Here is a 23,234-nt window from a genome sequence, read left to right as displayed (position 1 = left end):
TGGGGCAGGGCCGGTTTGACCCTTCTGAGGGCGGCCACGTAACCTTGACCGTCGGCGTGTCCATAGACGCGCCTCACTCCCGTAAACCTTTTTCCTCCGGGACGTCGGATCACACCGATATTCCGGAGAGGCCGCCTCGTGCGGCTGGACTGCGGGGGTCCCGTTCCGAGCGAAAGAGAGATCCGCGTGTACGCCATCGTGCGCAGCGGTGGTCGCCAGCACAAGGTTGCTGTCGGCGACATCGTTGAGGTTGACAAGATTTCCACCGCCAATGTTGGCGACACCGTAGAGCTCTCTACGCTGCTCGTTGTCGACGGCGACGCTGTGACGAGCGACCCCTGGGTCCTCGCCGGCATCAAGGTCCAGGCCGAGGTCGTGGACCACCACAAGGGCGCGAAGATCGACATCCTTCGCTACAAGAACAAGACCGGCTACCGCCGTCGTCAGGGCCACCGCCAGCAGTACACGGCGATCAAGGTCACTGAGATCCCCGCGGCTGCGAAGTAAGGGTAGGGACTGAGACATGGCACACAAGAAGGGCGCATCGTCCACTCGGAACGGTCGCGACTCCAATGCTCAGCGGCTCGGCGTGAAGCGCTTCGGCGGTCAGGTCGTCAACGCCGGTGAGATCCTGGTCCGCCAGCGCGGCACCCACTTCCACCCGGGCAACGGCGTGGGTCGTGGCAAGGACGACACGCTGTTCGCGCTCGACGCCGGTGCGGTGGAGTTCGGTACCCACCGTGGCCGCAAGGTCGTGAACATCGTTCCGGTCGCCGCCTGAAAGGCAGCCTGACCGGTAGTTTTTCGCGAGGCGGACCTCACTTCCTTCCGGGGAAGCGGGTCCGCCTTTCGCGTGTTGAAGTAAAGACATTCCCGTACGTAGCTGACGTACGGGAGATGACGTACCGCTGTATCTGGAGGCACTGAACCATGACCACCTTCGTGGACCGCGTCGAACTTCACGTCGCCGCGGGTAGCGGGGGCCACGGCTGTGCCTCCGTACACCGGGAGAAGTTCAAGCCGCTCGGCGGCCCGGACGGCGGCAACGGCGGGCGTGGCGGTGACGTCATCCTGGTCGTGGACCAGGCCGTGACCACCCTGCTCGACTACCACCACTCGCCGCACCGCAAGGCCACCAACGGTGTGCCCGGCGCCGGTGACAACCGCTCGGGCAAGGACGGCCAGGACCTGGTCCTGCCGGTCCCCGACGGCACGGTCGTCCTCGACCGGGAGGGCAACGTGCTGGCCGACCTGGTCGGCCAGGGCACCACCTTCATCGCCGCCCAGGGCGGCCGCGGCGGCCTGGGGAACGCGGCGCTCGCGTCCGCCCGGCGCAAGGCCCCCGGCTTCGCGCTGCTCGGCGTCCCCGGTGACGCGCGCGATGTCGTCCTCGAGCTGAAGACCGTCGCCGATGTCGCGCTCGTCGGATACCCGAGCGCCGGCAAGTCCTCGCTGATCTCGGTGCTCTCCGCCGCCAAGCCGAAGATCGCGGACTACCCGTTCACGACGCTGGTCCCGAACCTGGGCGTCGTCACCGCCGGTGCGACCGTCTACACCATCGCCGACGTGCCGGGCCTGATCCCGGGCGCCAGCCAGGGCAAGGGCCTCGGCCTGGAGTTCCTGCGCCACGTCGAGCGGTGCAGCGTGCTCGTGCACGTCCTGGACACGGCGACCCTCGAGTCCGACCGCGACCCGGTCTCCGACCTGGACGTGATCGAGGCCGAGCTGAAGGAGTACGGCGCGGGCCTGGAGAACCGGCCGCGCCTCGTCGTCCTCAACAAGATCGACATCCCGGACGGCCAGGACCTCGCCGACATGGTCAGGCCCGACCTGGAGGAGCGCGGCTACCAGGTCTTCGAGGTCTCCGCCATCGCCCACAAGGGCCTCAAGGAGCTGTCCTTCGCGCTCGCCGAGCTGGTGGCCGCCCACCGCGCCGCGCAGCCCAAGGAGGAGTCGACCCGCGTCGTCATCCGCCCCAAGGCCGTGGACGACGCCGGCTTCACGGTCGTGCGCGAGGAGGTCGACGGGGAGCCGCTGTACCGGGTGCGCGGCGAGAAGCCGGAGCGCTGGGTGCGCCAGACCGACTTCAACAACGACGAGGCCGTGGGTTACCTGGCCGACCGCCTCAACCGCCTCGGTGTGGAAGAGGCGTTGATGAAGGCGGGCGCCCGCAACGGCGACGGCGTCGCCATCGGCCCCGAGGACAACGCGGTCGTCTTCGACTGGGAGCCCACCATGATGGCGGGTGCCGAGATGCTCGGCCGCCGTGGCGAGGACCACCGCCTGGAGGCACCGCGCCCGGCCGAGCAGCGTCGCCGCGACCGGCAGGCCGCGCGTGACGAGGCGCAGCAGGAGTTCGACGACTTCAAGCCGTTCTAGCGTCCGGCAGCACGCACGCAGCACATGGCCGAGGGGCCCGGAGAATTCTCTCCGGGCCCCTCGGCCGTGTCAGTGGCAGGCGCTCAGTGCTGCGGCACGGGCACCTGCGCCGGCGTCCGCTCGGACAGCGGCACGACCGGCGGCAGCTGTGCGTCGCTCTCGCCGAGGAAGACCCGGCGCACGGTGCGCTCGGCGGCCCGCCCGTCGTCGAACTCGCAGAAGCGCAGCCGGAATCGGGCCCGCAGCTCGGTCGCAGCCGCGTCCTGCCAGCGGTCCGAGGAGAGGATCTCCGTGAGCTCTTCCTGCGTGGTGGCCACCGCGCCGGGCGGCTCCTCGAGCAGGTCGAAGTAGGTGCCGCGCACGACGGAGTACGTCTCCCAGTCGTCCGCGTAGATCACGACGGGCCGGTCCAGGTTGGCGTAGTCGAACATCGCCGACGAGTAGTCCGTGATCAGGCAGTCGGAGGCGAGGTACAGCTCCTCCACCTTCGGGTGCCGGGAGACGTCGACGATGCGGCCGTCGGCCTGCAGCTGTGCCAGCTCGGACGAGCCCGCGTAGAAGTAGTGGCCGCGCACCAACAGCACGGTGTCCGGGCCGAGTTGATCGGCCAGGCGCGCGAGGTCCAGGCGCGGGGTGAAGCCGCTCTGGTACTCGCGGTGCGTCGGCATGTAGAGGAACGCCCGGACGCCGTCGGCAAGGCCGAGCGCGGCGCGGGCCCGGACGACGTCGTCCCGCGTGGCGTTGACCAGGACGTCGTTGCGCGGGTAGCCGGTCTCGAGCGAGGTGTACGAGCAGGGGTAGACCCGCTCCCAGATCGCGGTGGAGAAGCGGTTCGAGGAGAGGCTGTAGTCCCAGCGGTCGCAGCGCTCGAGCAGCCGCTTGAAGTCCATGCTGGTCGAGGCCGGGTACTTGTGCTGGTCCAGGCCCATGCTCTTGAGCGGTGTGCCGTGGTGGGTCTGCACGTGGACCTGGCCCTCGCGCTTGACCACCGAGTCCGGGAAGTTCACGTTGTTCACGAAGTACGTGGCGCGGGCCATCACGGACCAGTACTCGCGCGAGCCCACCCGCACGAAGTCGGTGCCCGCGGGCACCTGGTCGACGTGCTCCGCCTGTACGGTCCACACGCGCCGCACGTGCGGCGCGAGCCGCGCCAGCTCGGCGTCGATCGCGGCCGGATTGCAGGCCACGCTGCGGCTCCAGTACGCGGAGAACACCGCGAGGTTCGGGTCGAGGGGGGCCCTCAACTGGGCCTGGTAGTACGCGCCCAGGGCGCCGCGCAGGGAGCGGCGGACCGTGACCTTCGCCTTCCGCTTGACGGCCGCGCGGGCCTTCGCGGCGAGCGTGGCGCCGGCCAGGGCCGCGTAGTTGCCGCGGGCCAGCAGGGCGTACTTGTGGCCGCGGGCACCGGCGGGCGGCGTGAACCCCTGGGGCAGCCGGGAGCGGTAGTCGGCGGCGGCCCGGCGGAAGAACTCGGCCTTGGCGTCCTGCGGCAGGCGTCCCGGCTTCTCCAGGATGGTCAGGTACTGGTTGACCATCCGCGCGAAGACGGGGCCGCGCCAGCGGTCGTACGCGGGGCTGCTGTCGAGGAACGCGAAGATGCGGTCGTACTGGTCGAAGGCGTCGAAGTGCTTGCGGCTGACCGTGCTCAGGATGTTGCCGCCCTCGCGGCGCTGCCGGTAGCGGACGCAGACCCGGTCGAGCACGGTGATGCGCTCGGCGGATATGAGGGCGCCGAAGGTCCAGGGCGCGTCCTCGTAGTACCCGGGCGGGAAGGTCAGCCCCGCGTCCTCGACGAACGCCCGGCGGTACGCCTTGTTCCACACGATCTGCAGCAGGTCGAGCAGCTCGGGGCGGTCGGCAAGCGAGAACACGTCGGCCGTGCCCTCGGTCCGCAGCAGCTCCGCCTTCTGGTTGCGCTTCGCCTCGCCGTCCCAGTACGTGCGCTCGTAGTCGTAGACCAGGACGTCCGGGTCGTCGGTCGCGGCGAGGCGGTCGGCGATCGCGCGCAGCGAGCCGGGGGCGAGTGTGTCGTCGCTGTCCAGGAACAGGACGTAGTCACCGGTGGCCTGCTCGAGACCCGCGTTCCGGGCCCGGCCCAGGCCCACGTTCTCGGTGAGATGAATCACCCGCAGCCGCTCGTCGCGCGCCGCGAACTCGTCGAGGACGGCACCGGAGCGATCGGGCGAGCAGTCGTCGACCGCGATAACCTCGATGTCCGTGAAGTCCTGGTCAAGGACCGATTCCAGGCACTCCGGCAGGTACGCCTGCACGTTGTACACCGGCACGACGAGTGTGAGTCTGGGCATCCTTCACCTGTTCCGGGAGCTTGCGCGAGAACGGATCACACCGGGAGTCCACCGGCGTGACCTGGCCGGTCCACAAAATAAGCTTAAGTGATTCGCATGCGGCTGCCGTGGGTAGTGGGGGCGGCCGCGGCGACACCTGCACCGACGGAGAAGGGAAGCCATGAGCTGGCTGGTCACAGGCGGAGCCGGATACATCGGCGGACATGTCGTGCGTGCCATGAAGGACGGCGGGCAGGACGTGGTCGTCTACGACGACCTGTCGACCGGCAGTGCCGAGCGGGTGCCGGAAGGCGTGCCCCTGGTCGTCGGCAGCGTGCTCGACGGACCGCTCCTCGAGCAGACGCTCCGTGAGCACGGCGTGACCGGCGTCGTCCACATCGCGGGCAAGAAGCAGGTGGCCGAGTCGGTGGAGCGCCCGCTCCACTACTACCGGGAGAACGTCACCGGTCTGCAGGTCCTCATCGAGGCCATGGTCGCCACCGACGTGCTCCGGCTCGTCTTCTCGTCCTCCGCCGCCGTCTACGGCATGCCGGACGTCGACCTCGTCACCGAGGAGACGCCGTGCGCGCCCATGAGCCCGTACGGCGAGAGCAAGCTCATCGGCGAGTGGCTGATCAAGGCCACCGCCCGTGCGCACGGCCTGCGCGCGGCGTCCCTGCGCTACTTCAACGTGGCGGGCGCGGCCAGCCCCGAGCTGGCGGACGCGGGCGTCTTCAACCTGATCCCGATGGTCTTCGAGCGCCTCGAGGCCGGTGCGGGCCCGCGCATCTTCGGTGACGACTACGCGACGCCCGACGGCACCTGCGTGCGTGACTTCATCCACGTCGAGGACATCGCCTCGGCCCACCTCGCCGCCGCCCTGAAGCTGGCCGACGCCGAGCCGGGCACGGACCTGGTCATGAACATCGGCCGCGGCGAAGGCAGCTCGGTCCGCGAGATGGTCGACCGCATCCTCAAGATCACCGGGAACGAGGACGTGGCCCCCGAGGTCACCCCGCGCCGCCCGGGCGACCCGGCCCGCGTGGTCGCGTCCGCCGACCGCATCCGTACGGAGCTGGGCTGGTCGGCGCGGTACGGCGTCGAGGAAATGATCGACTCGGCGTGGCAGGGCTGGCGGCTGCGCCACCCGTAACCGGCACGCACGCGCAACGGCACGCACGCACAACGGCCCGGCGGCCGCGGATCTCGTCCGCGGCCGCCGGGCCGTTCTGTCCTGTTCTGCAGGTCAGGCGATGGGTGTCTGCACCTCGGCGCGGCGCTGGCTGGGGATCGCGTTGGCCGTCTCGGCCGCCGCCCGCTCGTTGTGCGCCTCCGCGGCCGCCACGAGCGCCCGCACCGCTCCGCGGAACCGGACGATGGACGCGGGCTCGACCGGCCCGAGCAGCTCCTCGCGCAGCCGGCTCCGGTCGGCGGCGAGCGCCTCGTCGGCCCCCGGGGCCCGCACCGAGGCGAGCAGCGCGGGCAGGCCCGCCGCGTCCGGCGTCAGGATCGTCGCCGCGCGCACGGTGGAGAACAGCTGCCGGAACTCGTCCTCCGTCACCCCGCTGGTGTTCACCACGGCGTACGGCTTCCCGCTCGCCAGGTAGTCCGAGATCACGCTCGACACGTCGCTGATCAGCAGGTCGGCCTGGTTGAAGCAGGAGTAGATGCCGGGGCGCGCCCCGGTGACGATGCGGTGGCGGGACGGCGGGAGCGCCGCCCAGTAGGCGTCCTCCCAGCCGTCGACCGACGTCTCCACGGCCTCGGCCCGCCCCGCGACGGGCGTGCCCTGGACCATCATGCGCTCGCACTCGTCCGCCGCGGAGCGGAAGGAAGTGTCCGTGAGTGCGGTCAACTCCCGGTCCTTCAGGGCGAGTTGCTGGTCGGACTCGGGCACGCTCGGGCGGCCCTCGTTCGCCGCGCGGATCATCTCCTGGATCCGGGCGTTCGCCGCGCCTGCGCGCGGGTCGACCGAGCCGGTCATGGGATGCGGCTTGTACAGCAGCCGCACGGCCGGGTCGGCGAGCAGCGTCCGCACGACGTTCTCGCCGGCCTCGATCACGGAGGTGTTGCCGGGGTTGCCGTCCCAGCCCTCCCACGTGGGCGCGTACAGGACGGTGGTGCGCTCGCCCGCGTGCGCCGCGTCGGGGCGGATGCCGGCGAGCTGGGGACGGCCGACCTCCACGATGTCGTGGTCCTCGACCCCGACATCGGCCTGGGCGTAGCGCTCGCGCGCGGTCCTTCCGGCCACCCACACCTCGTCGTACGCCTTCGCGAAGGGGTTGCAGGAGGAAAGTTTGTCGCTCTCGCCGTGGTTGACGAAAGCGTGCTTGATTGTAGGAATCCGCAGTACCTGGGACGTCTTGCCCGAGTTCGACGGGTGCAGGAGCACCTTCAGCGTGGACTGCTCGAGGTGCATCAGCGTCGCGACCTTCGGCAGGCACAGGATCGGGATGTCCGTGGCGCCGATCCGCTGCACCATCGCGCGCTCGCGCAGCACGATGAGGGGCCGCTCGCCGAGCTCGGCCAGCGGGCGCAGCCACATGTTCGCCTGGTACGCGGAGGACGAGCCGCCGGAGAAGTACATGCCGACGGTGGGCCGGTACTCGGCCAGCCACGCGTCGAGCCACTCCATGGCCGCGGCCTCACCGACCGGACGGCGGCGCGGCAGCAGGCGTACGACGAGCTCGCCGAGGCCCACGGCCGAGAGCGCGATGGACAGGGCGATGCCTGCCGCGGCGTACTTCGGGACGTCGGTCGCCGCGGTCAGCATCAGACCGAGGTCCGCGGGCAGGCTGAAGGCGAGGACGCGGTGCGCGGGGCGGCGCAGCAGCAGGGCGGGCGGTGCGGGGGAGAGCCGCAGCCCGGAGGCGTCGATGTTCCGCGTGACGAACGGCAGGGTCCGGGTGCGCCGGACCAGGATCGCCGCCGCGTGGCAGGCGAAGTGGAATGTGTAGAACAGGAGGAGGCCGCACACCAGGGGGAGGTAGAAGGTGCGCTGGTCGACCTCGTCGATGCGGAGCAGCCCGGCGACCAGCAGGAAGTCGCGCAGGACCTGGCGCATCGTGACGTCGGCGCGCACCTTGCTGAGTGCGGCCACGGCTCTGAGCTGCCAGCGGTAGAGCACCGCCTCGACGGCGTACCCCAGGAGCGTGGCCGCGATGAGCAGCGGTGTGTGGGGAAGGAGTGCCCCGACGGCCTGAGCTGCGAACGATGCGGCCAGGACCAGCAGGGGCAGCAGCGGGAGTGCCGCACGGGGAAGGCGGCGGAGGGTGGGGGGCACGGAACTGACTCCAGGCGGTTGCTTCGCGTACGGCGTACGACAGGCGTTGCGCCGTTCGGGTAACCGGTCAAACGCTAGGGGGCGTTTCTAGGTAATGGCTGAGAAAGTTGTGAACATCTGCAAAGGATCTTGAGAAACGGAATCCAGAGGCGGTCCGGATCCCACCTGGAGTAGGTTGCTCGCTGGAACACGTCGAAAACAGTGGGGAACCGCACACATGTCAGGGGCAGTGCGACAGGGCAGGCAAGGCGTCGCGGAAGCGCGCCGGATCGTGGTCAAGGTCGGATCGTCGTCGCTCACCACGGCCGCGGGGGGCCTGGACGCGGACCGCGTGGACGCACTCGTCGACGTCCTGGCGAAGCACCGCTCCGGGGGTGAGAAGGAGATCGTCCTGGTCTCCTCCGGTGCCATCGCCGCCGGACTCGCCCCGCTCGGCCTGACCCGCCGCCCCAAGGACCTGGCCCGCCAGCAGGCCGCGGCCAGCGTCGGCCAGGGCCTCCTCGTCGCCCGCTACACCGCGTCCTTCGCGCGCTACGGCGTCCGCGTCGGCCAGGTCCTCCTCACCAGCGACGACATGGCCCGCCGCGCCCACCACCGCAACGCCTCGCGCACCCTCGACCAGCTCCTGGCCATGGGCGCCCTCCCGGTCGTGAACGAGAACGACACGGTCGCCACCGACGAGATCCGCTTCGGCGACAACGACCGGCTCGCCGCCCTCGTCGCCCACCTCGTCCACGCGGACCTGCTCGTGCTGCTGTCCGACGTGGACGGCCTCTACGACGGCGACCCGTCCAAGCCCGGCACCTCCCGCATCACCGAGGTGCGCGGCCCCGCCGACATAGCGCACGTCAAGATCGGCTCCGCCGGGAAGGCGGGCGTCGGCACCGGCGGCATGGTCACCAAGGTCGAGGCCGCCTCGATCGCCGCGGCCGCCGGCATCCCCGTCGTGCTCACCTCGGCCTCGGGCGCCTCCGCCGCGCTCGCCGCCCGCGACACCGGTACGTACTTCCACCGCACGGGCCGGCGCAGCGCCGACCGGCTGCTCTGGCTGCAGCACGCGTCCACCCCGCAGGGCGCGATCACCCTCGACGCGGGTGCCGTGCGGGCCGTGGTCGAGCGGCGCACGTCGTTGCTGCCCGCCGGAATCGCCGCAGTGGAGGGCGAGTTCAGCGCGGGGGACCCCGTCGAGCTGCGCGACGAGAGCGGCCGCGCCGTTGCCCGCGGCCTGGTGAACTTCGACGCCAAGGAGATCCCGCAGCTGATCGGCCGTTCAACACGGGAGCTCGCCCGCGACCTCGGTCCCGCCTACGAACGCGAAGTCGTACACAGGGACGACCTGGTCCTCCTGAAGGCGTGATCTGCGCCCGCCCGCCTTCGAAACCCCTGTGTAAACGGCCGAAAGCCTGCCACCCGAGGGGGACCTTCCCCAAAAGCACCCCATGAGGCCTCGTGGCCTGGTCAACTCTTGATGCAGGGATTCATGCAGGGGAAGTTCCGCACGACCATTGCGCAAAGGAGGCCGTCGTGAGACGAGCGCGCCCGGGGACACCGTCCAAGGGGTCCCGAGGGTCGGCGGATCGGGCACTGACCAGCGTGGCCGCCGGGGACGCGTACGAGGAGGAGACGTCGCCGGAGGGAACCACGGTGGCTGAAGAAGGCCCCCGCCTGTGGCACATCACGCTCAGCGTCTCCGGTGCCGAGACTCCCCTCGCCGAGGTGCGCCGAGGCCTCGAACAGCTCGCTCACGACCACCCCTTCCTGCTGACCAGCCGCTACGCCGTCGACCACGCGGAGATCCGCTACTGGGAAGAGGCCCGGGACCTGCACGACGCGGCGGCGGTCGCCCTGCGCCTGTGGGGCGAGCACCGCCAGACGTCGCAGCTCCCGCCCTGGGAGATCGTCGGCCTCGAGGTCATCGACCGCCAGACCTACCACCACCGGATCGCGGAGGGCTTCGGACCGCTGCCGGCGACACCGGTGGGCGTCCACCCGTTCTGACTCGGGCACACGGCTGCCGAGTCCGGTCACCCGGGTCGGTCGGGAAGAAACAGAACCACTCCCGAACCGATCCGTTTTCGGCCATGTCTCACCCCCCGAAACACCATCGGAACCCACCCCGTCGGCGACTACCCTGCGAAGCATGACGTCGCTCTCGCTCAACCCGTACGACTCGATGACCCCGGTCACGCAGGCCGCGTACCGCGCCCGCGCCGCAGCCAACGACATCGCCGCTCTGCCACGCGCGGAGAAGGACGACGCCCTGGCCGCGATCGCCGACGCCCTCGAAGTCCGTACGGCAGAGATCGTCGAGGCCAACGCCAAGGACATCGCCCGCGCCCGCGAGGCCGGCACCAGCGAGTCGATCATCGACCGGCTGACCCTGACCCCGGAGCGCGTGCGGGCCATCGCCTCCGACGTGCGCGACGTCATCGCCCTGCCCGACCCGGTCGGCACGGTCGTGCGCGGCAACACCCTCCCGAACGGGATCGACCTGCGCCAGATCCGCGTCCCGCTCGGCGTCGTCGGCATCATCTACGAGGCCCGGCCGAACGTCACGGTGGACGCGGCCGCCCTCTGCCTCAAGTCGGGCAACGCCGTGCTCCTGCGCGGCAGTTCCTCCGCGTACGAGTCGAACACCGCACTCGTGCGCGTGCTGCGCGACGCCGTCGGCGGCAGCGGCCTGCCCGCCGACGCGATCCAGCTCGTGCCCGGCGAGGGCCGCGACTCGGTCACCGAGCTGATGCGCGCCCGCGGCCTGGTCGACGTCCTGATCCCGCGCGGTGGCGCATCGCTCATCAAGAACGTCGTCGAGAACTCGATCGTCCCCGTCATCGAGACCGGCACCGGCAACTGCCACGTCTACGTGGACGCCGACACCGACATCGACATGGCGATCGACATCCTGATCAACTCCAAGGCGCAGCGCCCCTCCGTCTGCAACGCGGCCGAGACGCTGCTCGTGCACCAGGACATCGCCGACGCGTTCGTGCCGCGCGCCCTCGACGCGCTCGCCGACGCGGGCGTCACCGTCCACGCGGACCCGCGCGTCCTCGCGTACGCAGGTCAGAGCAAGGCCACCGTCGTCGAGGCGACCCCCGACGACTGGGAGACCGAGTACCTCTCGTACGACATCGCGGCCGCCGTCGTCGACGACCTCGACAAGGCCGTCGAGCACATCCGGCTGTGGTCCTCCGGGCACACCGAGGCCATCGTCACGACCTCGCAGGCGGCGGCCCGCCGCTTCACCCAGCTCGTCGACTCCACGACCGTCGCCGTGAACGCCTCGACGCGGTTCACCGACGGCGGCCAGTTCGGCTTCGGCGCCGAAATCGGCATCTCCACACAGAAGTTGCACGCCCGCGGCCCCATGGGACTCCCGGAGCTGACGAGCACCAAGTACATCGTCACCGGCGACGGCCACACCCGTTAAGCAGCGTCTTGTGAGGTGAATCCCCTTACCGTCTGCCCAAATTGACCCCTCCGGTCTACTCTGGACGGGTGCCGGAGGACGTGGGGGGCGGGCCGTTTCCTGACGGCTGGGAGCCCGACGACGACCACGACCGCGGGGGCTGGGACGAAGAGTTCGCCTCCGTGGTCTTCGACGAGGACTTCGTGAAGGCTGCCGAAGTCCATGAGCCGACCGCGGTCGAGCGCCTGCTCGCCGCGGCGCAGGCCCGCGCCGAGGCCCAGGAGGCCGAGGCCCGCAGGGCACGCATACGCCGCTCCCCTGACAACGCGGACGACTTCTACGAGGACGCCGACGGGTTCGGACCGGGCGGCGCGAGCGGTTTCGGCCGCGCCCTCGACGACGTGGACGACCTGTACGAGGAAGAGCTCGGCCGCGACGGCAGGAGCGGCCCGCACTCGGCCATGGCCCGCTGGCGCAGGCCCGTCGCCTGGGCACTCGCGCTGCTCATGGGCATCGGCATGGTCGCGCTCGCCTTCACCGCGGTCTACCGGGGCGCCTCGTCGGGCCGCTCGGACCAGGTACCGCCGCCCGCGACGACGGAACTGGAGAAGAGCATCCCGGGTCCGCCCTCGGCCTCCGCCGACTACTCGCAGCCTGCGGTTTCGGCCGTCCCGCGGACCCCGTGAGCCCTCCCGCGCGCAGCTGTCGGAACTTGTCGTGCACCAGGGCGTTTACCTGGGGTCCCGGAGACCTACCCTGAAGGTATGGGCGGGCCAGCAGAACCACCGGAGGGGACACCGGAAGGCGGCCCCGGCGGTGGTGGCGGGAGCGAGGACGAATACCGATCCGTCGTGTTCGACGAGTCGTTCGTGCGGGCTGCCCGCCTCCAGGAGTTCTCCGCGCAGGAGCGCATCGCCGACCACGCGCCCGCCGTCCGCCGCACCCCGGCCCTGCGCCGCGGTCTGACCCGGCAGGCCGTCATCCTCGTCGTCCTGATCGCCATCGCCTTCGGCACCGCGATCTACATGGGGGTGCGCAGCCCGTACCGCTCGACACCGGCGTCCCGGCAGACCGAGCCGCTGCGGATGACCGTGATACCGCTCGCCCCGACCGGCGCGGTGCCGGGCGCGGTCTCGGTCGAGGAGCTGTACGCGCACAGCCCGGCCGCCACGTTCGGACAGCTGGCCAAGGGCATCGAGCTGCCGGCGAACCCGGCGCGCACCGAGCACTTCTCCGACAGCCAGGTCGTCGCCGCGCTGACCACGGCCAAGGACTACCTCGTCGACTCCTCGCTCGACCCGGACGTGCTGGCCGGCGGCTCCGCCGGTGACCTGCGGGCCGTGCGGACGCTCGTCGACCCGCAGCAGTTCGTCCAGTTCGACCAGAGCATGGAGCATCCGGTCGCGGACGGGCGGCACGCGGCGACCGGCTGGGTGGTCCGCTTCGACCCGGCACAGGCCGAGCTCGCCGACCCGCACATCCGCGTCCGCGGCACCCTGAACGCGGTGGAGAGCGAGGACGCCGAAAGCCTCGAGGTGGTCTCCAACCACACCTTCGTCTACGCCCTGCGGCCCGCGGGCGCCCACGCGGACGCGCGGGCCTCCCTGTTCACGGTCCGGCGCGAGCTGCACTTCCGCTTCGACCGCGAGGACCTGCGCAACCACCAGGCCGAGGTCCTCGTGTCGTACCTCCAGGCGGGACCGCTCGCCTGCTCCACGGACTCCGCCGCACAACTGCATCCGCTGCTCGCGGGGCAGACGGCCAAGAAGGAAGGACCGGCGGGCACCGACCCGTACGCGACGGGAAGCGCGACCGCGTCCGCGCTGTGCGGGGCGCTCGCGTCCAGTGCCCAACCGGCCGTCTGACAACCGGCCGTCTGACAACCGGCCGTCTCTGGCAACAGGCCGCCTCTGACAACAGCCTGTCCAGCAGCGGGAGTTACTCGTCCTCGGTGGTGCCGTGGTTTCCGTTGTTGCCGCCGCCTCCGCCACCGAAGTTGCCGAAGCCGCGCCGGACCCGGCCGCCGATGTCGCCCGCGCCGCCCGCGATGTCGCTGACCAGCTTCATCAGCGGGTCCTTCGAGTTCTTCACGTGGTCCGTGTAGTGCGAGGCCGACTCACGGAACGAGTCGGTCACCTTCGTGTCCTTGTCCTCGCTGCGGCGCGGGTAGTGCCCGTCCATCAGCCGCTGGAAGTCGCGGGTCTCCGACCACTTCTTCAACTCGGCGGCGCGCACGGTGGTGAACGGGTGCGAACGCGGCATCACGTTCAGGATCTTCAGCACCGAGTCGCGCAGGTCGCCCCCCGCCTCGTACTCCTCGGCCTGCTTGAGGAACGCGTCCACGTTCATCTCGTGCAGATGATTGCCGCCCGCGATCTTCATCAGGCCGCGCATGGACGCCTTGAGGTCCTGGCCGACCAGCAACCCGGCGCGGTCCGCCGACAGTTCGGACTTGCGGAACCACTCGCGCAGCGCCGTCACGATCGCCATGATCGCGAGGTTGCCCAGCGGGATCCACGCGACGCGGAGCGCGAGGCTGGTCAGGAACAGCAGTATCGTCCGGTAGACCGAGTGCCCGGACAGCGCGTGGCCCACCTCGTGGCCGACGACCGCCCGCATCTCCTCCTCGTCGAGCAGCTCCACGAGACCGGTCGTGACGACGATGATCGGCTCGTCGAGGCCGATGCACATCGCGTTCGGCTGGGGGTCCTGATTGACGTACATCGGCGGGACCTTCTCCAGGTCCAGGATGTCGCAGGCGTCCTTCAGCATCGCGTTCAGATGCGCGAACTGCTCGTCGGAGACGCGCACCGAGTCGGACAGGAACAGCAGCCGCAGGCTGCGCTCGGGCAGCAGCCCGCTCAGCGCCTTGAAGACCGTGTCGAACCCGGTGAGCTTGCGCAGGGCCACCAGGGCCGAGCGGTCCGCGGGGTGTTCGTACGCGCGGGACGAGATCCCGGGGAATCGCCTGCGCTGCCTGCTGGGTACGTTCTCGTGCTCTTCGTTCGGTACGTCGGGCATGCGGCCCCCCATGTCGGCTGTCGGTCTGCGTCAGTCGCTCAACGTCGGTCGGTATACGTCCAACGGTCCTGCCCCCGAGATGGATCCCACCCTAGGCGGAGATACCGTGGCGAGGCAGCACACAGAAGGAGCGAACCGTCATGGATCACAACATCGATCACATCGATCACGTCATCAGCGCCGTCGCGTCCGATCAGGGGCCCGGCAATCTGCTGCGCATCGTGCTGATCGTCGGTGTGCTCGGCGCCCTGTTCCTCGCCTGGTTCCTGCTGCGCGGCTACAAGCGCGACGACTAGAGCCGGGTTTGTGCGGCTGTACGGCAGAGTCGGCGTGAGCGCCGTGAGGGCCCCCGCTTACGATGGGTCAGAAATCTCTGTCCCGATCCCACACCGGATAGGTCCTGCTGAAGATGAGCCTCCACGCTTCCGCTGCCCAGCTGGCCACTCTCGCTGCCGAGGGCGGCGAGCACGGCGGCAACCACGAGAGCATCAGCCCCTACATGACGGGTGGCGCCGCCTTCATCATCCTGCTTCTGCTGCTGTGGATCGTGACCCGCTTCAACCGCGACCGCTGAGCCTTCACGGCGTACCACCGACGTAGCACTCGGATCGGGCCAGTAGGCTCTGCTCGCATGGGAGCGCAGGACATGCCTACCGGCCCGGTCAACAGCCCGGCCGGCGGCCCGGATCACGAGTGGTCCTCACCGACCAAGCGACGCCTCGGCGTCATGGGCGGAACGTTCGACCCGATCCACCACGGACACCTGGTGGCGGCCAGTGAGGTCGCCGCGCAGTTCCATCTCGACGAGGTGGTGTTCGTGCCGACCGGGCAGCCGTGGCAGAAGAGCGACAAGAAGGTGTCCCCGGCCGAGGACCGTTATCTGATGACGGTCATCGCGACCGCCGAGAACCCGCAGTTCTCGGTGAGCCGCATCGACATCGACCGCGGCGGACCCACGTACACCACGGACACGCTGCGCGATCTGCGCGCGCTCAATCCGGACACGGACCTCTTCTTCATCACGGGCGCGGACGCCCTGAGCCAGATCCTCACCTGGCGTTACACCGAAGAGCTCTTCTCCCTGGCACACTTCATCGGCGTCACCCGGCCCGGTCACACCCTGACCAACCCCGGACTGCCGGAGGACGGCGTCTCGTTCGTCGAGGTGCCCGCACTCGCGATCTCCTCCACGGACTGCCGTGACAGAGTCGCCAAGGGCGACCCCATCTGGTACATGGTGCCGGACGGTGTGGTGCGCTACATCGACAAACGCCAGCTGTACCGGGGCGAATGACCCTGCACCGCCGAGAGGGGCATCGGTGAACGACCGCTACGACGGTTACGACCAGCGCAACGAGAATTACGAGCTGGTCGGCTACGACGAGTTCGGCCAGCCGGTCTACCGGCAGGTCCAGCAAGCGCCGTCGTACGAGCAGCCCGCGCAGAACACAGCGTACGGATACGGCTACGACCCGTACGCGACCGGGCAGCAGCCACCGGTGCCGCCCGCCCCGCCGCAGCAGCCGCCCGCGCAGTCGTACGACCCCTACGGCTCCTACGACTCGTACGGCCCTCACGGCGGTGGCTACGACCCGTACGGTCAGGGCACCGGGACCGGCGAGCAGCCCCGCGTCGCACAGCAGACACCGCAGCAGGCACCGCATCAGGCGCCGCACCATGCGCCTCAGCAGGCACCCCGGCAGGCACCCCGGCAGGCACCTCGCCAGGCAGAGCAGGCGACCGCCTACATCCCGCAGCAGGCACCGCCGCCGCAGCAGCCCGCGGCCGAGCCGGACCGTGACCGGGACTACCGCACCGAGCAGTTCTCGTTCGTGGAGGAACCGGACGAGAACTCCGAAGACGTCATCGACTGGCTGAAGTTCACCGAGTCGCGCAGCGAGCGCCGCGAGGAGGCGAGGCGCCGCGGCCGCAACCGGGTCGTCGCGCTCGTCGTCGTCCTCGCCCTGTGCCTGGCCGGCGGCGTCGGCTACCTCTGGTACGCGGACAAGCTGCCGTTCCTGTCGAAGAGCGACGCGAAGGGCGGCGGCGCGGACGCGACCGGCCCGCAGAACCGTGACGTCATCGTCGTCCAGCTCCACAACACCAAGGGCGGCGCCACCTCGTCGGCGCTGCTCGTGAACAACACCACCACCAAGCAGGGCACCACCGTCCTGCTGCCCAACTCCCTTGCCCTGACGGACGAGAACGGAACCGCCACGACCCTCGGCAAGTCCGTCGAGGACAACGGCTCCTCCGGGACCGGCGACTCCCTCGACACCCTCCTCGGCACCGACATCGAAGGCACCTGGCGGCTCGACACCCCCTTCCTCAGCAACCTCGTCGAACTCGTCGGCAACATCGACATCGACACGAACACGGACGTGCCCGACCCGAGCAAGAAGGGCACGACCCTCGTCCACAAGGGCGCGGCCCAGACGCTCAGCGGCCCGATGGCTGTGGCGTACGCCACGTACCAGGGCAAGGGCGAGGCCGCGACGGCGCAGCTCATGCGGTTCGGACAGGTCATGCAGGGCGTGCTGCGCAAGCTGTCGTCCGACCCGCAGGCCGCGACGGTCACCGTGCAGACGCTCGCGCAGATCATCGAGCCCCCGCTGACCGAGAAGGACCTCGGCGCCTTCCTCGCCAAGCTCGCCGACCGGGCCAAGGAGGGCGACTACAAGACCGCCCTGCTCCCGGTCCAGCAGAACGGCACGCTCACCGAGGCCGCCGCGAACTCCGTGGTCAAGGACGTCCTCGGCGGCACCGTGAAGGCCCCGGCCCAGGGCGACTCGCTGCGCGTCGCCATCAAGAACGCCACCGGCGACAAGGCCCGCACGGAGAAGGCCCGGGTCACCCTGGTCAACGGCGGCTACACCTACGTCGAGGGCGGCACCGGCACCACCGCGACCGCCTCCCAGGTGACGTACGCCGACGACGCCCGCAAGCAGGACGCGGTCGAGGTCGCCAAGACGCTCGGCCTGCCGACCTCGGCGGTCAAGAAGGGCAAGACCGCCGCGAACGCGGACGTGGCCGTGGTCCTCGGGCAGGACTACACCGGCAAGTGACCTCCTGGTGGCCCCGGAACCCGTGCGGGCCGGGGCCACCGGTAATGCCGTGAGGGCGCGCGGCGGTCCGTGAGACCCTTGAGGTACCCCGTGAGGGCCCACTCAGGGACAGTCCGGGGGACTCTGAACGGATCCGACCGGATCTGCCCGCCGACCGAAAGCCTTGTAGTGACCGCCACTGACCGCTCCACCGAGCTCATCAACGTCGCCGCCCAGGCGGCCGCCGACAAGCTCGCGCACGACATCATCGCCTACGACGTCAGCGACGTGCTGTCCATCACGGACGCCTTCCTGCTGGCCTCCGCGCCCAACGACCGCCAGGTCAAGTCGATCGTCGACGAGATCGAGGAGCGCCTGAACAAGGAGCTCGGCGCCAAGCCGGTCCGCCGCGAGGGCGACCGCGACGCTCGCTGGATCCTGCTCGACTACGTCGACATCGTCGTCCACGTCCAGCACTCCGAGGAGCGCGTCTTCTACGCCCTCGAGCGCCTGTGGAAGGACTGCCCCGAGCTGGACCTGCCCGCCGACGCCAAGGCGACCCGGGGCAAGGGCCAGGAGCACGCCCAGCAGGCCGAGGCAGAGGCCGAGGCCGAGGAGCTGCGTTGACCGGCGGGCCCGGGCAGCGGGGCCGCCGCGTCGTCCTGTGGCGGCACGGCCAGACGTCCTGGAACCTGGAGCGCCGCTTCCAGGGCAGCACGGACATCGAGCTGACCGAGACGGGCGTCGCCCAGGCCAAGCGCGCCGCCCGGCTGCTCGCCTCGCTGAAGCCGGACGCCATCGTGGCCTCCGACCTCAAGCGCGCGGCGCACACGGCCGGCGAGCTGGCGGCGCTGACGGGCCTCGAGGTCAGCCACGACGAGGGCCTGCGCGAGACGTACGCCGGCGAGTGGCAGGGCCTCACGCACGAGGAGATCATCGCGCGCTTCGGCGAGCAGTACGCCGCGTGGAAGCGCGGCGAGCCCGTGCGCCGCGGCGGCGGCGAGCTGGAGACCGAGGTCGCCGACCGCGCGGCGCCCGTCGTGCTGCGGCACGCGGACAAGCTGCCGGACGGCGGTCTGCTGGTCGTGGTCAGCCACGGCGGCACCATCCGCACCACCATCGGTCGCCTCCTGGGTCTCGAGTCCGTCCACTGGGAGGGGCTCGGCGGTCTGTCGAACTGCTGCTGGTCCGTCCTCGGCGAGGGCGCGCGCGGCTGGCGCCTGCTCGAGCACAACGCGGGCACGCTGCCCGAGCCGGTCCTCGGCGACGACGACTAGCGTCGCCCGAGCCGGTCCCCGCGGGCCGCGGGGACCGGATTTCACTTTCTGGCAGGTCGCAGGCTAAAGTTCTTCTTGTTCGGCCGCCGCGGAAAGCGGAGGCGGAAGAACGCAAGGGGCTATAGCTCAGTTGGTAGAGCGCCTGCATGGCATGCAGGAGGTCAGGAGTTCAATTCTCCTTAGCTCCACAGGAATCACCAGGATTCATCGAAGATCCCGTCCCGTCAGGGGCGGGATTTTTCGTTGCCTGTTTTGCTGCCCGAGCCTGCCTTGCTGCCCGAACCTGCTTTGCTGCCCGAAGACGCCAGGTGGGCGCGGGTCTCGTCGTCCGCGGGGGAGTACACGACGATCCGGCACTCCGGCATTCCGTCGATCGACAGGGACGTCGACGTCATCCGCAGCTCGCCTGTTGTCTCGCCGGACGGGACGAGGCACCGGAACGTCTTCACGCGGGAACCCGGGGGCGCCACGTCGCCGCTCTCCCACAGTTCGGCGAAGTAGGGGCTGGCCGCCGCCAGCTCGCGTATGAAGCGCTCCCAGGCCGGCTCGCCCACATGACGTCCGTATGCGGAGCGCAGGGTCGCGACCATCATCGGCAGTTCCGCCTCCCGGTGGACCAGGGGGCAGGTCTTGTCGGGGACCAGGAAGAGCGTGCGCAGCGCATTGGGCACCCGGGGGAGCGTCTCGGGCGCGAGGATGAACAGGGCCCGGTAGGCGGCGTTCGTCGCCAGCAGGTCGAACCGGCTGTTGTACACGACCGCGGGCAACGGCTCCATGGAGTCGAGGATGCCCTGCACCTCGGGGGCCACCGACTGTTCGGCCTCCTCGCGGGTGGGCGCGAACGGCACGTCCGCCAGGTGGTACAGGTGCTCGCGCTCCGGCAGGTCGAGCCGCAGGGTGCGGGCCACCGCGTCCAGGACCTGCGGCGAAGCGTTGATCGGGCGGCCCTGCTCGAGCCACGTGTACCAGGTGACGCCGACGCCGGAGAGCTGCGCGACCTCCTCGCGGCGCAGGCCGGGCGTGCGCCTGCGCGGGCCCGCGGGCATGCCCACGTCCTGCGGGGTCACCCGCGCCCTGCGGCCTCGCAGAAACGCGGCCAGCTCGGGCCTCGGCCTGCGGCGGTCCGTTGCGGTCATCGTCGTCACATCCCCCATGCTCGACTTCGGTGCCGCGCCCCGGAAGGCGCGAACCGGGTGGTGCCAGTACCAGCACCAGCGGGCTCTCGTTACCCGTATCCGATTGCCGTCACGCTCGATGCATGACGACAACCGTCCCGGAAAGTCCGCACTCCCCAACTCCTGGATCCAGTAAAGCTCCTGGCACTGACAACCGTCCTGCGATCGGTCGCGGGCGGCTGCTCGCGGTGGTGCTGACCGTGCAGTTCATGGCGGTCCTCGACGTCTTCATCGTGAACGTCGCCGCCCCCACGATCCGCACCGACCTCCACGCGTCCGGCGCGGCGCTGCAGCTGGTCGTCGCCGGGTACACCATCACGTACGCCGTGCTGCTGATCACCGGCGCGCGGCTCGGCGACCTGTTCGGGCACCGCAGGGCCGTGCTCGGCGGGCTCGCCGTGTTCACCGCGGCGTCGCTGGCGTGCGGTCTTGCGCAGAGCAGCGGCGAGTTGATCGCCTTCCGCATGCTGCAGGGCGCGGGCTCCGCGCTGATGATCCCGCAGGTGCTCAGCCTCATCCAGCGCAACTTCACGGGCGAGGCCCGCACCAAGGCGCTCGGCGCGTACGCCGCGGTGATCGCCGTGGGCGCGGCGGCCGGGCAGGTGCTGGCCGGATTCCTGATCAGCGCCGACCTGTTCGGCACGGGCTGGCGGTCCGTGTTCCTGGTGAACGTGCCGGTCGGCGTGGCCCTTCTCGCCCTCGGGGGGCGGGAGTTGCCGCGCGACGGCGCCGGGCGCGAGGGCCGGGCGCGGCCGCTCGACCTGCCGGGGCTCGTGCTGCTCGGCGGCTCGGTCTCCCTGCTCACCGTCCCGCTCGTGCTCGGTCAGGAGGAGGACTGGCCGCTGTGGTCCTGGCTGTGCCTGGCCTTGTCCGCCGTGCTGTTCGCCCTGTTCTGCGGGTACGAGTCCGCGCTCGCGCGGCGTGGCGGCGCACCGCTGATCGCCCCGAGGGTGCTGCGGGTGCCCGGGATCGGCCTGGCCGTCCTGCGCATCTTGGCCGTGATGGCGGTCAACGCGGGCTATCTCTTCGTACTGACCCTGCACATCCAGGGCGGCCTCGGCTACAGCGCGCTGCGCGCGGGACTGACCTTCGCGCCCACCGCCGTCGTGTTCGGCGCGGTCGGGATGACCTGGCGGCGCTGGCCCGCGCGGTGGCAACAGGCCCTGGTCCCGGGCGGGTTCGGGCTCGTGGCGGCCGGGGCGCTCGGCACCGGGCTCGCGCTGCACGGCGGGGGCGACGGAGGCGGGTGGCTCTATGTCTCCTTCGTGGTGATCGGTACCGGGCTCGCCCTCGGCTTCAGCCCGACGCTCACCAGGGCCCTCGCGACGGTGCGGCCCGAGGACGCGGCCGACGCCAGCGGGCTGCTCGCCACGGTGACGCAGCTGGGCCAGCTCATCGGCGTCGCCGCTTTCGGGACACTTTTCCTCAACCGGATTGAGTCGTCCGGGGCTCCAGGGGCGTATACCTCTGCGGACGCGCTCCTTGTATGCGCCTATGCGCTGGCCGGGGTGGCGGCTCTGGGTGCCGTATCCGGACTGGTACGCATGCGTCGCTGACCGTATTGCTCCGGCCGTGGCAGAATCGGACGGCCGGAAGAGGGCTGCGTCCGACCGACGAAGACGGCCCGACGGGAGGGAGTGCGCGATGCCCTTGAGCATCACTGAGGAGGCCGATCACCTCCTCGGCCTGGCCGTGGCACCCGTCGAGCCCGTCTCCGGCACAAATGCCCCGCTTCTTCTCAACTGTCCGTCCTGCGGCTCCTCCCATGTCGCCCAGATGCTGGGTGACAACGGCGGGATCTCGTACGTGTGCACGGCCTGCGGCCACAGCTGGAGCTGAGCAGATCGACATGGGGTCACACAGGAGAAAGTGCGACTGGTGCGGCAGTGGTACGCCCATCGTGCGCGACATGGAGCCCGTGAACCCGGACTACCAGTACTGGTGCGAGGAGTGCGCGCGGGCGCTGATCATAAAGGGCGACCCGATCGAGACCTATCGGGAACTGGAGGGCGAGCCGATCTACGGCCGCCTCCTGGACGAGCACTGCACCCTCAAGCGGTTCTACTCGTTCGCCACAGCCTGATCCCGGCGCACAGCAAGAAGGCGTACGCCACACCTACGTAGAGCGCCGACAGCACGAACTGCCCACTGTTCTGGTGCAGTTCGTGCCGGCCAGAGGTGTGCGGCACCCACCACAGGGCGTACGTGCAGAACGGCACCGCCGTCAAGGCGGCGATCCGGGGGCGGCCCGACTCCCACACCAGGAGGACCAGCGGCACGCACCACACCCAGTGGTGCGACCACGACACCGGGCTGATCAGGAGCGCGGTCGCCGCGCAGGCGACGACGGCCTGGGCCCGTCGCTCGCGCAACGCCGCGGCGACGGCGACCGCGAGCCCGAGTACGCCAGTCAGGACGGCGGTCAGGGCCCACCACGGACCCGGGTCGCCGGTGTGCAGCAGGCGCGCCAGGACGCCGCGCAGCGACTGGTTCGCCGTGTCCTCGGCGTGCCCCACCCGGCTCGCCTCGAACACCATCCGGGTCCAGAAGCGGTGCGAGTCGTGCGGCAGGACGGCTGCGGTGAGCACGGTGGCACCGGCGAACGAAGCCGCGGCCACGCACGCGTGCCGCAGCCAAGGCCGCCAGGCCCCGCGCCCGGTCACCGCCAGCGCGATCCCCGTACCCAGCAGGAAGACGGCGAACAGGGCCGGCGTCAGCTTGATCGCCGCCGCCACCCCGATGCCCACACCCGCCCAGCGGTGCCCGGGGCGCCGGGTCAGATCCCACAGCACCAGCACGGCGAGCAGGAGATTGACCTGCCCGTAGCGCAGCGTCGTCCACACCGGCTCGCACCACACGGCACCGGCAGCCACCCACAGAGCGTGTTCCACGCGCGCGTGGCGCCCCGCGAGCCGCAAGGACAGCTGCACGAAGGCGACCAGCAGAACGAGGTTCGCGACGGTCGCCGCGGCGCGCATGGTGGCGACGTCCAGCAGCGTCAGCGGCGCGAACAGCAGCGCGGCGAAGGGCGGATACGTGGTGGGCAGCCCGGCGTGCGTCGCGCGCAGCGCATACAGGTCGCCCCCCGCTCTGACGGTCGCGCCCTCCGCCCGGTAGACCATCAAGTCGATCATCGAGACATGGGCGGCGCGCTGAGCGACCCAGAAGCCCGCGAAGGAGAGCAGGCAGACGCCCAGGGCTGCGGGCACACGGCGATGGGTGCGGGGCAGGACGAGCACGGTCACGACAGGCGACAGTAGTGGCCCTATCCGTCCTCTTTCCCCACAGAGGGGGTCAGATGGGAAACGATTTGGTGATGCACCTGGGTGACCGTGTAATGTTGGCGTCGCCGCCGGGGAAA

The 23,234-nt window shown here is 70.4% G+C and carries 23 protein-coding genes and 1 tRNA gene; 19 read left to right on the top strand and 5 right to left on the bottom strand.

Annotated elements, in window-relative coordinates:
- The first annotated feature begins 186 nt into the window (after nt 1–186).
- The 3 genes from rplU to obgE all read left to right on the top strand — a co-directional run bounded on the left by rplU (nt 187) and on the right by obgE (nt 2,379).
- Nucleotides 187–507 carry a 50S ribosomal protein L21 gene (gene rplU, locus ACIBUY_RS09190; RefSeq protein WP_262005068.1) on the top strand — a complete coding sequence of 107 codons (321 nt, stop codon included), beginning with the start codon at nt 187–189 and terminating at the stop codon, nt 505–507.
- 16 nt (nt 508–523) lie between these two features.
- Nucleotides 524–781: a 50S ribosomal protein L27 gene (gene rpmA / locus ACIBUY_RS09185; RefSeq protein ID WP_207822891.1), complete on the top strand. Its 258-nt coding sequence runs from the start codon at nt 524–526 to the stop codon at nt 779–781.
- Between the two features lie 149 nt (nt 782–930).
- Nucleotides 931–2,379, top strand: a complete 1,449-nt coding sequence (obgE, locus tag ACIBUY_RS09180) for a GTPase ObgE (protein WP_365568559.1) — start codon at nt 931–933, stop codon at nt 2,377–2,379.
- Nucleotides 2,380–2,462: 83 nt separating this feature from the next.
- On the opposite strand, the gene ACIBUY_RS09175 is transcribed toward obgE, so the two are convergent.
- On the bottom strand, nt 2,463–4,685 hold the full coding sequence (locus ACIBUY_RS09175; protein ID WP_399152234.1) for a CDP-glycerol glycerophosphotransferase family protein: 2,223 nt from the start codon (nt 4,683–4,685) through the stop codon (nt 2,463–2,465).
- Between the two features lie 160 nt (nt 4,686–4,845).
- Between ACIBUY_RS09175 and galE the strand changes: the two genes are divergently transcribed.
- On the top strand, nt 4,846–5,817 hold the full coding sequence (gene galE, locus ACIBUY_RS09170) for a UDP-glucose 4-epimerase GalE (RefSeq protein ID WP_365568553.1): 972 nt from the start codon (nt 4,846–4,848) through the stop codon (nt 5,815–5,817).
- Nucleotides 5,818–5,910: 93 nt separating this feature from the next.
- Here galE and ACIBUY_RS09165 read toward each other — a convergent pair whose 3' ends face one another.
- Entirely contained in the window at nt 5,911–7,947 is a 2,037-nt protein-coding gene (locus ACIBUY_RS09165) for a hypothetical protein (RefSeq protein ID WP_365568550.1), read from the bottom strand.
- A gap of 217 nt (nt 7,948–8,164) precedes the next feature.
- Here ACIBUY_RS09165 and proB point away from each other — a divergent pair, with 217 nt between their 5' ends.
- The 5 genes from proB to ACIBUY_RS09140 all read left to right on the top strand — a co-directional run bounded on the left by proB (nt 8,165) and on the right by ACIBUY_RS09140 (nt 13,221).
- Entirely contained in the window at nt 8,165–9,304 is a 1,140-nt protein-coding gene (gene proB / locus ACIBUY_RS09160) for a glutamate 5-kinase (RefSeq protein WP_399152233.1), read from the top strand.
- Between the two features lie 167 nt (nt 9,305–9,471).
- Nucleotides 9,472–9,945: a hypothetical protein gene (locus ACIBUY_RS09155; RefSeq protein ID WP_365568543.1), complete on the top strand. Its 474-nt coding sequence runs from the start codon at nt 9,472–9,474 to the stop codon at nt 9,943–9,945.
- Nucleotides 9,946–10,087: 142 nt separating this feature from the next.
- Nucleotides 10,088–11,377, top strand: coding sequence for a glutamate-5-semialdehyde dehydrogenase (locus ACIBUY_RS09150; RefSeq protein WP_365568541.1), 1,290 nt, complete (start codon nt 10,088–10,090; stop codon nt 11,375–11,377).
- A 68-nt stretch (nt 11,378–11,445) separates the two neighbouring features.
- Nucleotides 11,446–12,042 carry a hypothetical protein gene (locus ACIBUY_RS09145; RefSeq protein WP_365568538.1) on the top strand — a complete coding sequence of 199 codons (597 nt, stop codon included), beginning with the start codon at nt 11,446–11,448 and terminating at the stop codon, nt 12,040–12,042.
- Between the two features lie 78 nt (nt 12,043–12,120).
- Nucleotides 12,121–13,221 (top strand): hypothetical protein, encoded by a 1,101-nt coding sequence (locus ACIBUY_RS09140; RefSeq protein WP_365568535.1) that lies wholly within the window; start codon nt 12,121–12,123, stop codon nt 13,219–13,221.
- Between the two features lie 73 nt (nt 13,222–13,294).
- On the opposite strand, the gene ACIBUY_RS09135 is transcribed toward ACIBUY_RS09140, so the two are convergent.
- Nucleotides 13,295–14,377, bottom strand: coding sequence for a M48 family metallopeptidase (locus ACIBUY_RS09135; RefSeq protein WP_365568532.1), 1,083 nt, complete (start codon nt 14,375–14,377; stop codon nt 13,295–13,297).
- Nucleotides 14,378–14,517: 140 nt separating this feature from the next.
- Between ACIBUY_RS09135 and ACIBUY_RS09130 the strand changes: the two genes are divergently transcribed.
- The 7 genes from ACIBUY_RS09130 (at nt 14,518) to ACIBUY_RS09100 (ending at nt 18,886) form a co-directional block, all read left to right on the top strand.
- Complete coding sequence (locus ACIBUY_RS09130; RefSeq protein ID WP_365568529.1) at nt 14,518–14,673, top strand: hypothetical protein; 156 nt, start codon at nt 14,518–14,520, stop codon at nt 14,671–14,673.
- Nucleotides 14,674–14,786: 113 nt separating this feature from the next.
- Nucleotides 14,787–14,951 (top strand): hypothetical protein, encoded by a 165-nt coding sequence (locus ACIBUY_RS09125; protein WP_365568527.1) that lies wholly within the window; start codon nt 14,787–14,789, stop codon nt 14,949–14,951.
- Nucleotides 14,952–15,008: 57 nt separating this feature from the next.
- Complete coding sequence (gene nadD, locus ACIBUY_RS09120) at nt 15,009–15,671, top strand: nicotinate-nucleotide adenylyltransferase (protein WP_365568524.1); 663 nt, start codon at nt 15,009–15,011, stop codon at nt 15,669–15,671.
- Between the two features lie 25 nt (nt 15,672–15,696).
- Entirely contained in the window at nt 15,697–17,442 is a 1,746-nt protein-coding gene (locus tag ACIBUY_RS09115) for an LCP family protein (RefSeq protein WP_399152232.1), read from the top strand.
- A 168-nt stretch (nt 17,443–17,610) separates the two neighbouring features.
- Nucleotides 17,611–18,048: a ribosome silencing factor gene (gene rsfS, locus ACIBUY_RS09110; RefSeq protein ID WP_365568518.1), complete on the top strand. Its 438-nt coding sequence runs from the start codon at nt 17,611–17,613 to the stop codon at nt 18,046–18,048.
- Nucleotides 18,045–18,698 (top strand): histidine phosphatase family protein, encoded by a 654-nt coding sequence (locus ACIBUY_RS09105; RefSeq protein ID WP_365568515.1) that lies wholly within the window; start codon nt 18,045–18,047, stop codon nt 18,696–18,698. Before rsfS ends, ACIBUY_RS09105 begins: the two co-directional genes overlap by 4 nt.
- A gap of 115 nt (nt 18,699–18,813) precedes the next feature.
- Nucleotides 18,814–18,886, top strand: a tRNA-Ala gene (locus ACIBUY_RS09100).
- Nucleotides 18,887–18,922: 36 nt separating this feature from the next.
- Here ACIBUY_RS09100 and ACIBUY_RS09095 read toward each other — a convergent pair.
- On the bottom strand, nt 18,923–19,834 hold the full coding sequence (locus tag ACIBUY_RS09095) for a helix-turn-helix transcriptional regulator (protein ID WP_365568512.1): 912 nt from the start codon (nt 19,832–19,834) through the stop codon (nt 18,923–18,925).
- Between the two features lie 230 nt (nt 19,835–20,064).
- On the opposite strand from ACIBUY_RS09095, the gene ACIBUY_RS09090 reads away from it, so the two are divergent.
- The 3 genes from ACIBUY_RS09090 to ACIBUY_RS09080 all read left to right on the top strand — a co-directional run bounded on the left by ACIBUY_RS09090 (nt 20,065) and on the right by ACIBUY_RS09080 (nt 21,956).
- On the top strand, nt 20,065–21,429 hold the full coding sequence (locus ACIBUY_RS09090; protein ID WP_365568729.1) for an MFS transporter: 1,365 nt from the start codon (nt 20,065–20,067) through the stop codon (nt 21,427–21,429).
- A gap of 88 nt (nt 21,430–21,517) precedes the next feature.
- A complete protein-coding gene (locus ACIBUY_RS09085) occupies nt 21,518–21,712 on the top strand; it encodes a hypothetical protein (RefSeq protein ID WP_365568509.1) in 195 nt (64 codons plus the stop codon).
- A 10-nt stretch (nt 21,713–21,722) separates the two neighbouring features.
- Nucleotides 21,723–21,956, top strand: a complete 234-nt coding sequence (locus ACIBUY_RS09080; protein WP_127831505.1) for a hypothetical protein — start codon at nt 21,723–21,725, stop codon at nt 21,954–21,956.
- Here the strand turns inward: ACIBUY_RS09080 and ACIBUY_RS09075 are convergent.
- Nucleotides 21,925–23,118 carry a glycosyltransferase 87 family protein gene (locus ACIBUY_RS09075; protein ID WP_365568506.1) on the bottom strand — a complete coding sequence of 398 codons (1,194 nt, stop codon included), beginning with the start codon at nt 23,116–23,118 and terminating at the stop codon, nt 21,925–21,927. The two genes, ACIBUY_RS09080 and ACIBUY_RS09075, sit on opposite strands and share 32 nt — an antisense overlap.
- Nucleotides 23,119–23,234: the final 116 nt, after the last annotated feature.

Origin of the sequence: Streptomyces sp. NPDC050085, assembly GCF_044460595.1 — a bacterium.
Taxonomy (GTDB): domain Bacteria; phylum Actinomycetota; class Actinomycetes; order Streptomycetales; family Streptomycetaceae; genus Streptomyces.
The sequence above is the reverse complement of the archived record's forward strand: the minus strand, read 5'-3'. Positions and strand labels throughout refer to the sequence as shown.

Coding starts and splice junctions, on each gene's coding strand:
- rpmA (WP_207822891.1), top strand. CDS start 524: ATGGCACACAAGAAGGGCGCATCGTCCACTCGGAACGGTCGCGACTCC.
- obgE (WP_365568559.1), top strand. CDS start 931: ATGACCACCTTCGTGGACCGCGTCGAACTTCACGTCGCCGCGGGTAGC.
- ACIBUY_RS09175 (WP_399152234.1), bottom strand. CDS start 4,685: ATGCCCAGACTCACACTCGTCGTGCCGGTGTACAACGTGCAGGCGTAC.
- galE (WP_365568553.1), top strand. CDS start 4,846: ATGAGCTGGCTGGTCACAGGCGGAGCCGGATACATCGGCGGACATGTC.
- proB (WP_399152233.1), top strand. CDS start 8,165: ATGTCAGGGGCAGTGCGACAGGGCAGGCAAGGCGTCGCGGAAGCGCGC.
- ACIBUY_RS09150 (WP_365568541.1), top strand. CDS start 10,088: ATGACGTCGCTCTCGCTCAACCCGTACGACTCGATGACCCCGGTCACG.
- ACIBUY_RS09140 (WP_365568535.1), top strand. CDS start 12,121: ATGGGCGGGCCAGCAGAACCACCGGAGGGGACACCGGAAGGCGGCCCC.
- ACIBUY_RS09135 (WP_365568532.1), bottom strand. CDS start 14,377: ATGCCCGACGTACCGAACGAAGAGCACGAGAACGTACCCAGCAGGCAG.
- ACIBUY_RS09130 (WP_365568529.1), top strand. CDS start 14,518: ATGGATCACAACATCGATCACATCGATCACGTCATCAGCGCCGTCGCG.
- ACIBUY_RS09125 (WP_365568527.1), top strand. CDS start 14,787: ATGAGCCTCCACGCTTCCGCTGCCCAGCTGGCCACTCTCGCTGCCGAG.
- nadD (WP_365568524.1), top strand. CDS start 15,009: ATGGGAGCGCAGGACATGCCTACCGGCCCGGTCAACAGCCCGGCCGGC.
- ACIBUY_RS09095 (WP_365568512.1), bottom strand. CDS start 19,834: ATGACCGCAACGGACCGCCGCAGGCCGAGGCCCGAGCTGGCCGCGTTT.
- ACIBUY_RS09085 (WP_365568509.1), top strand. CDS start 21,518: ATGCCCTTGAGCATCACTGAGGAGGCCGATCACCTCCTCGGCCTGGCC.
- ACIBUY_RS09080 (WP_127831505.1), top strand. CDS start 21,723: ATGGGGTCACACAGGAGAAAGTGCGACTGGTGCGGCAGTGGTACGCCC.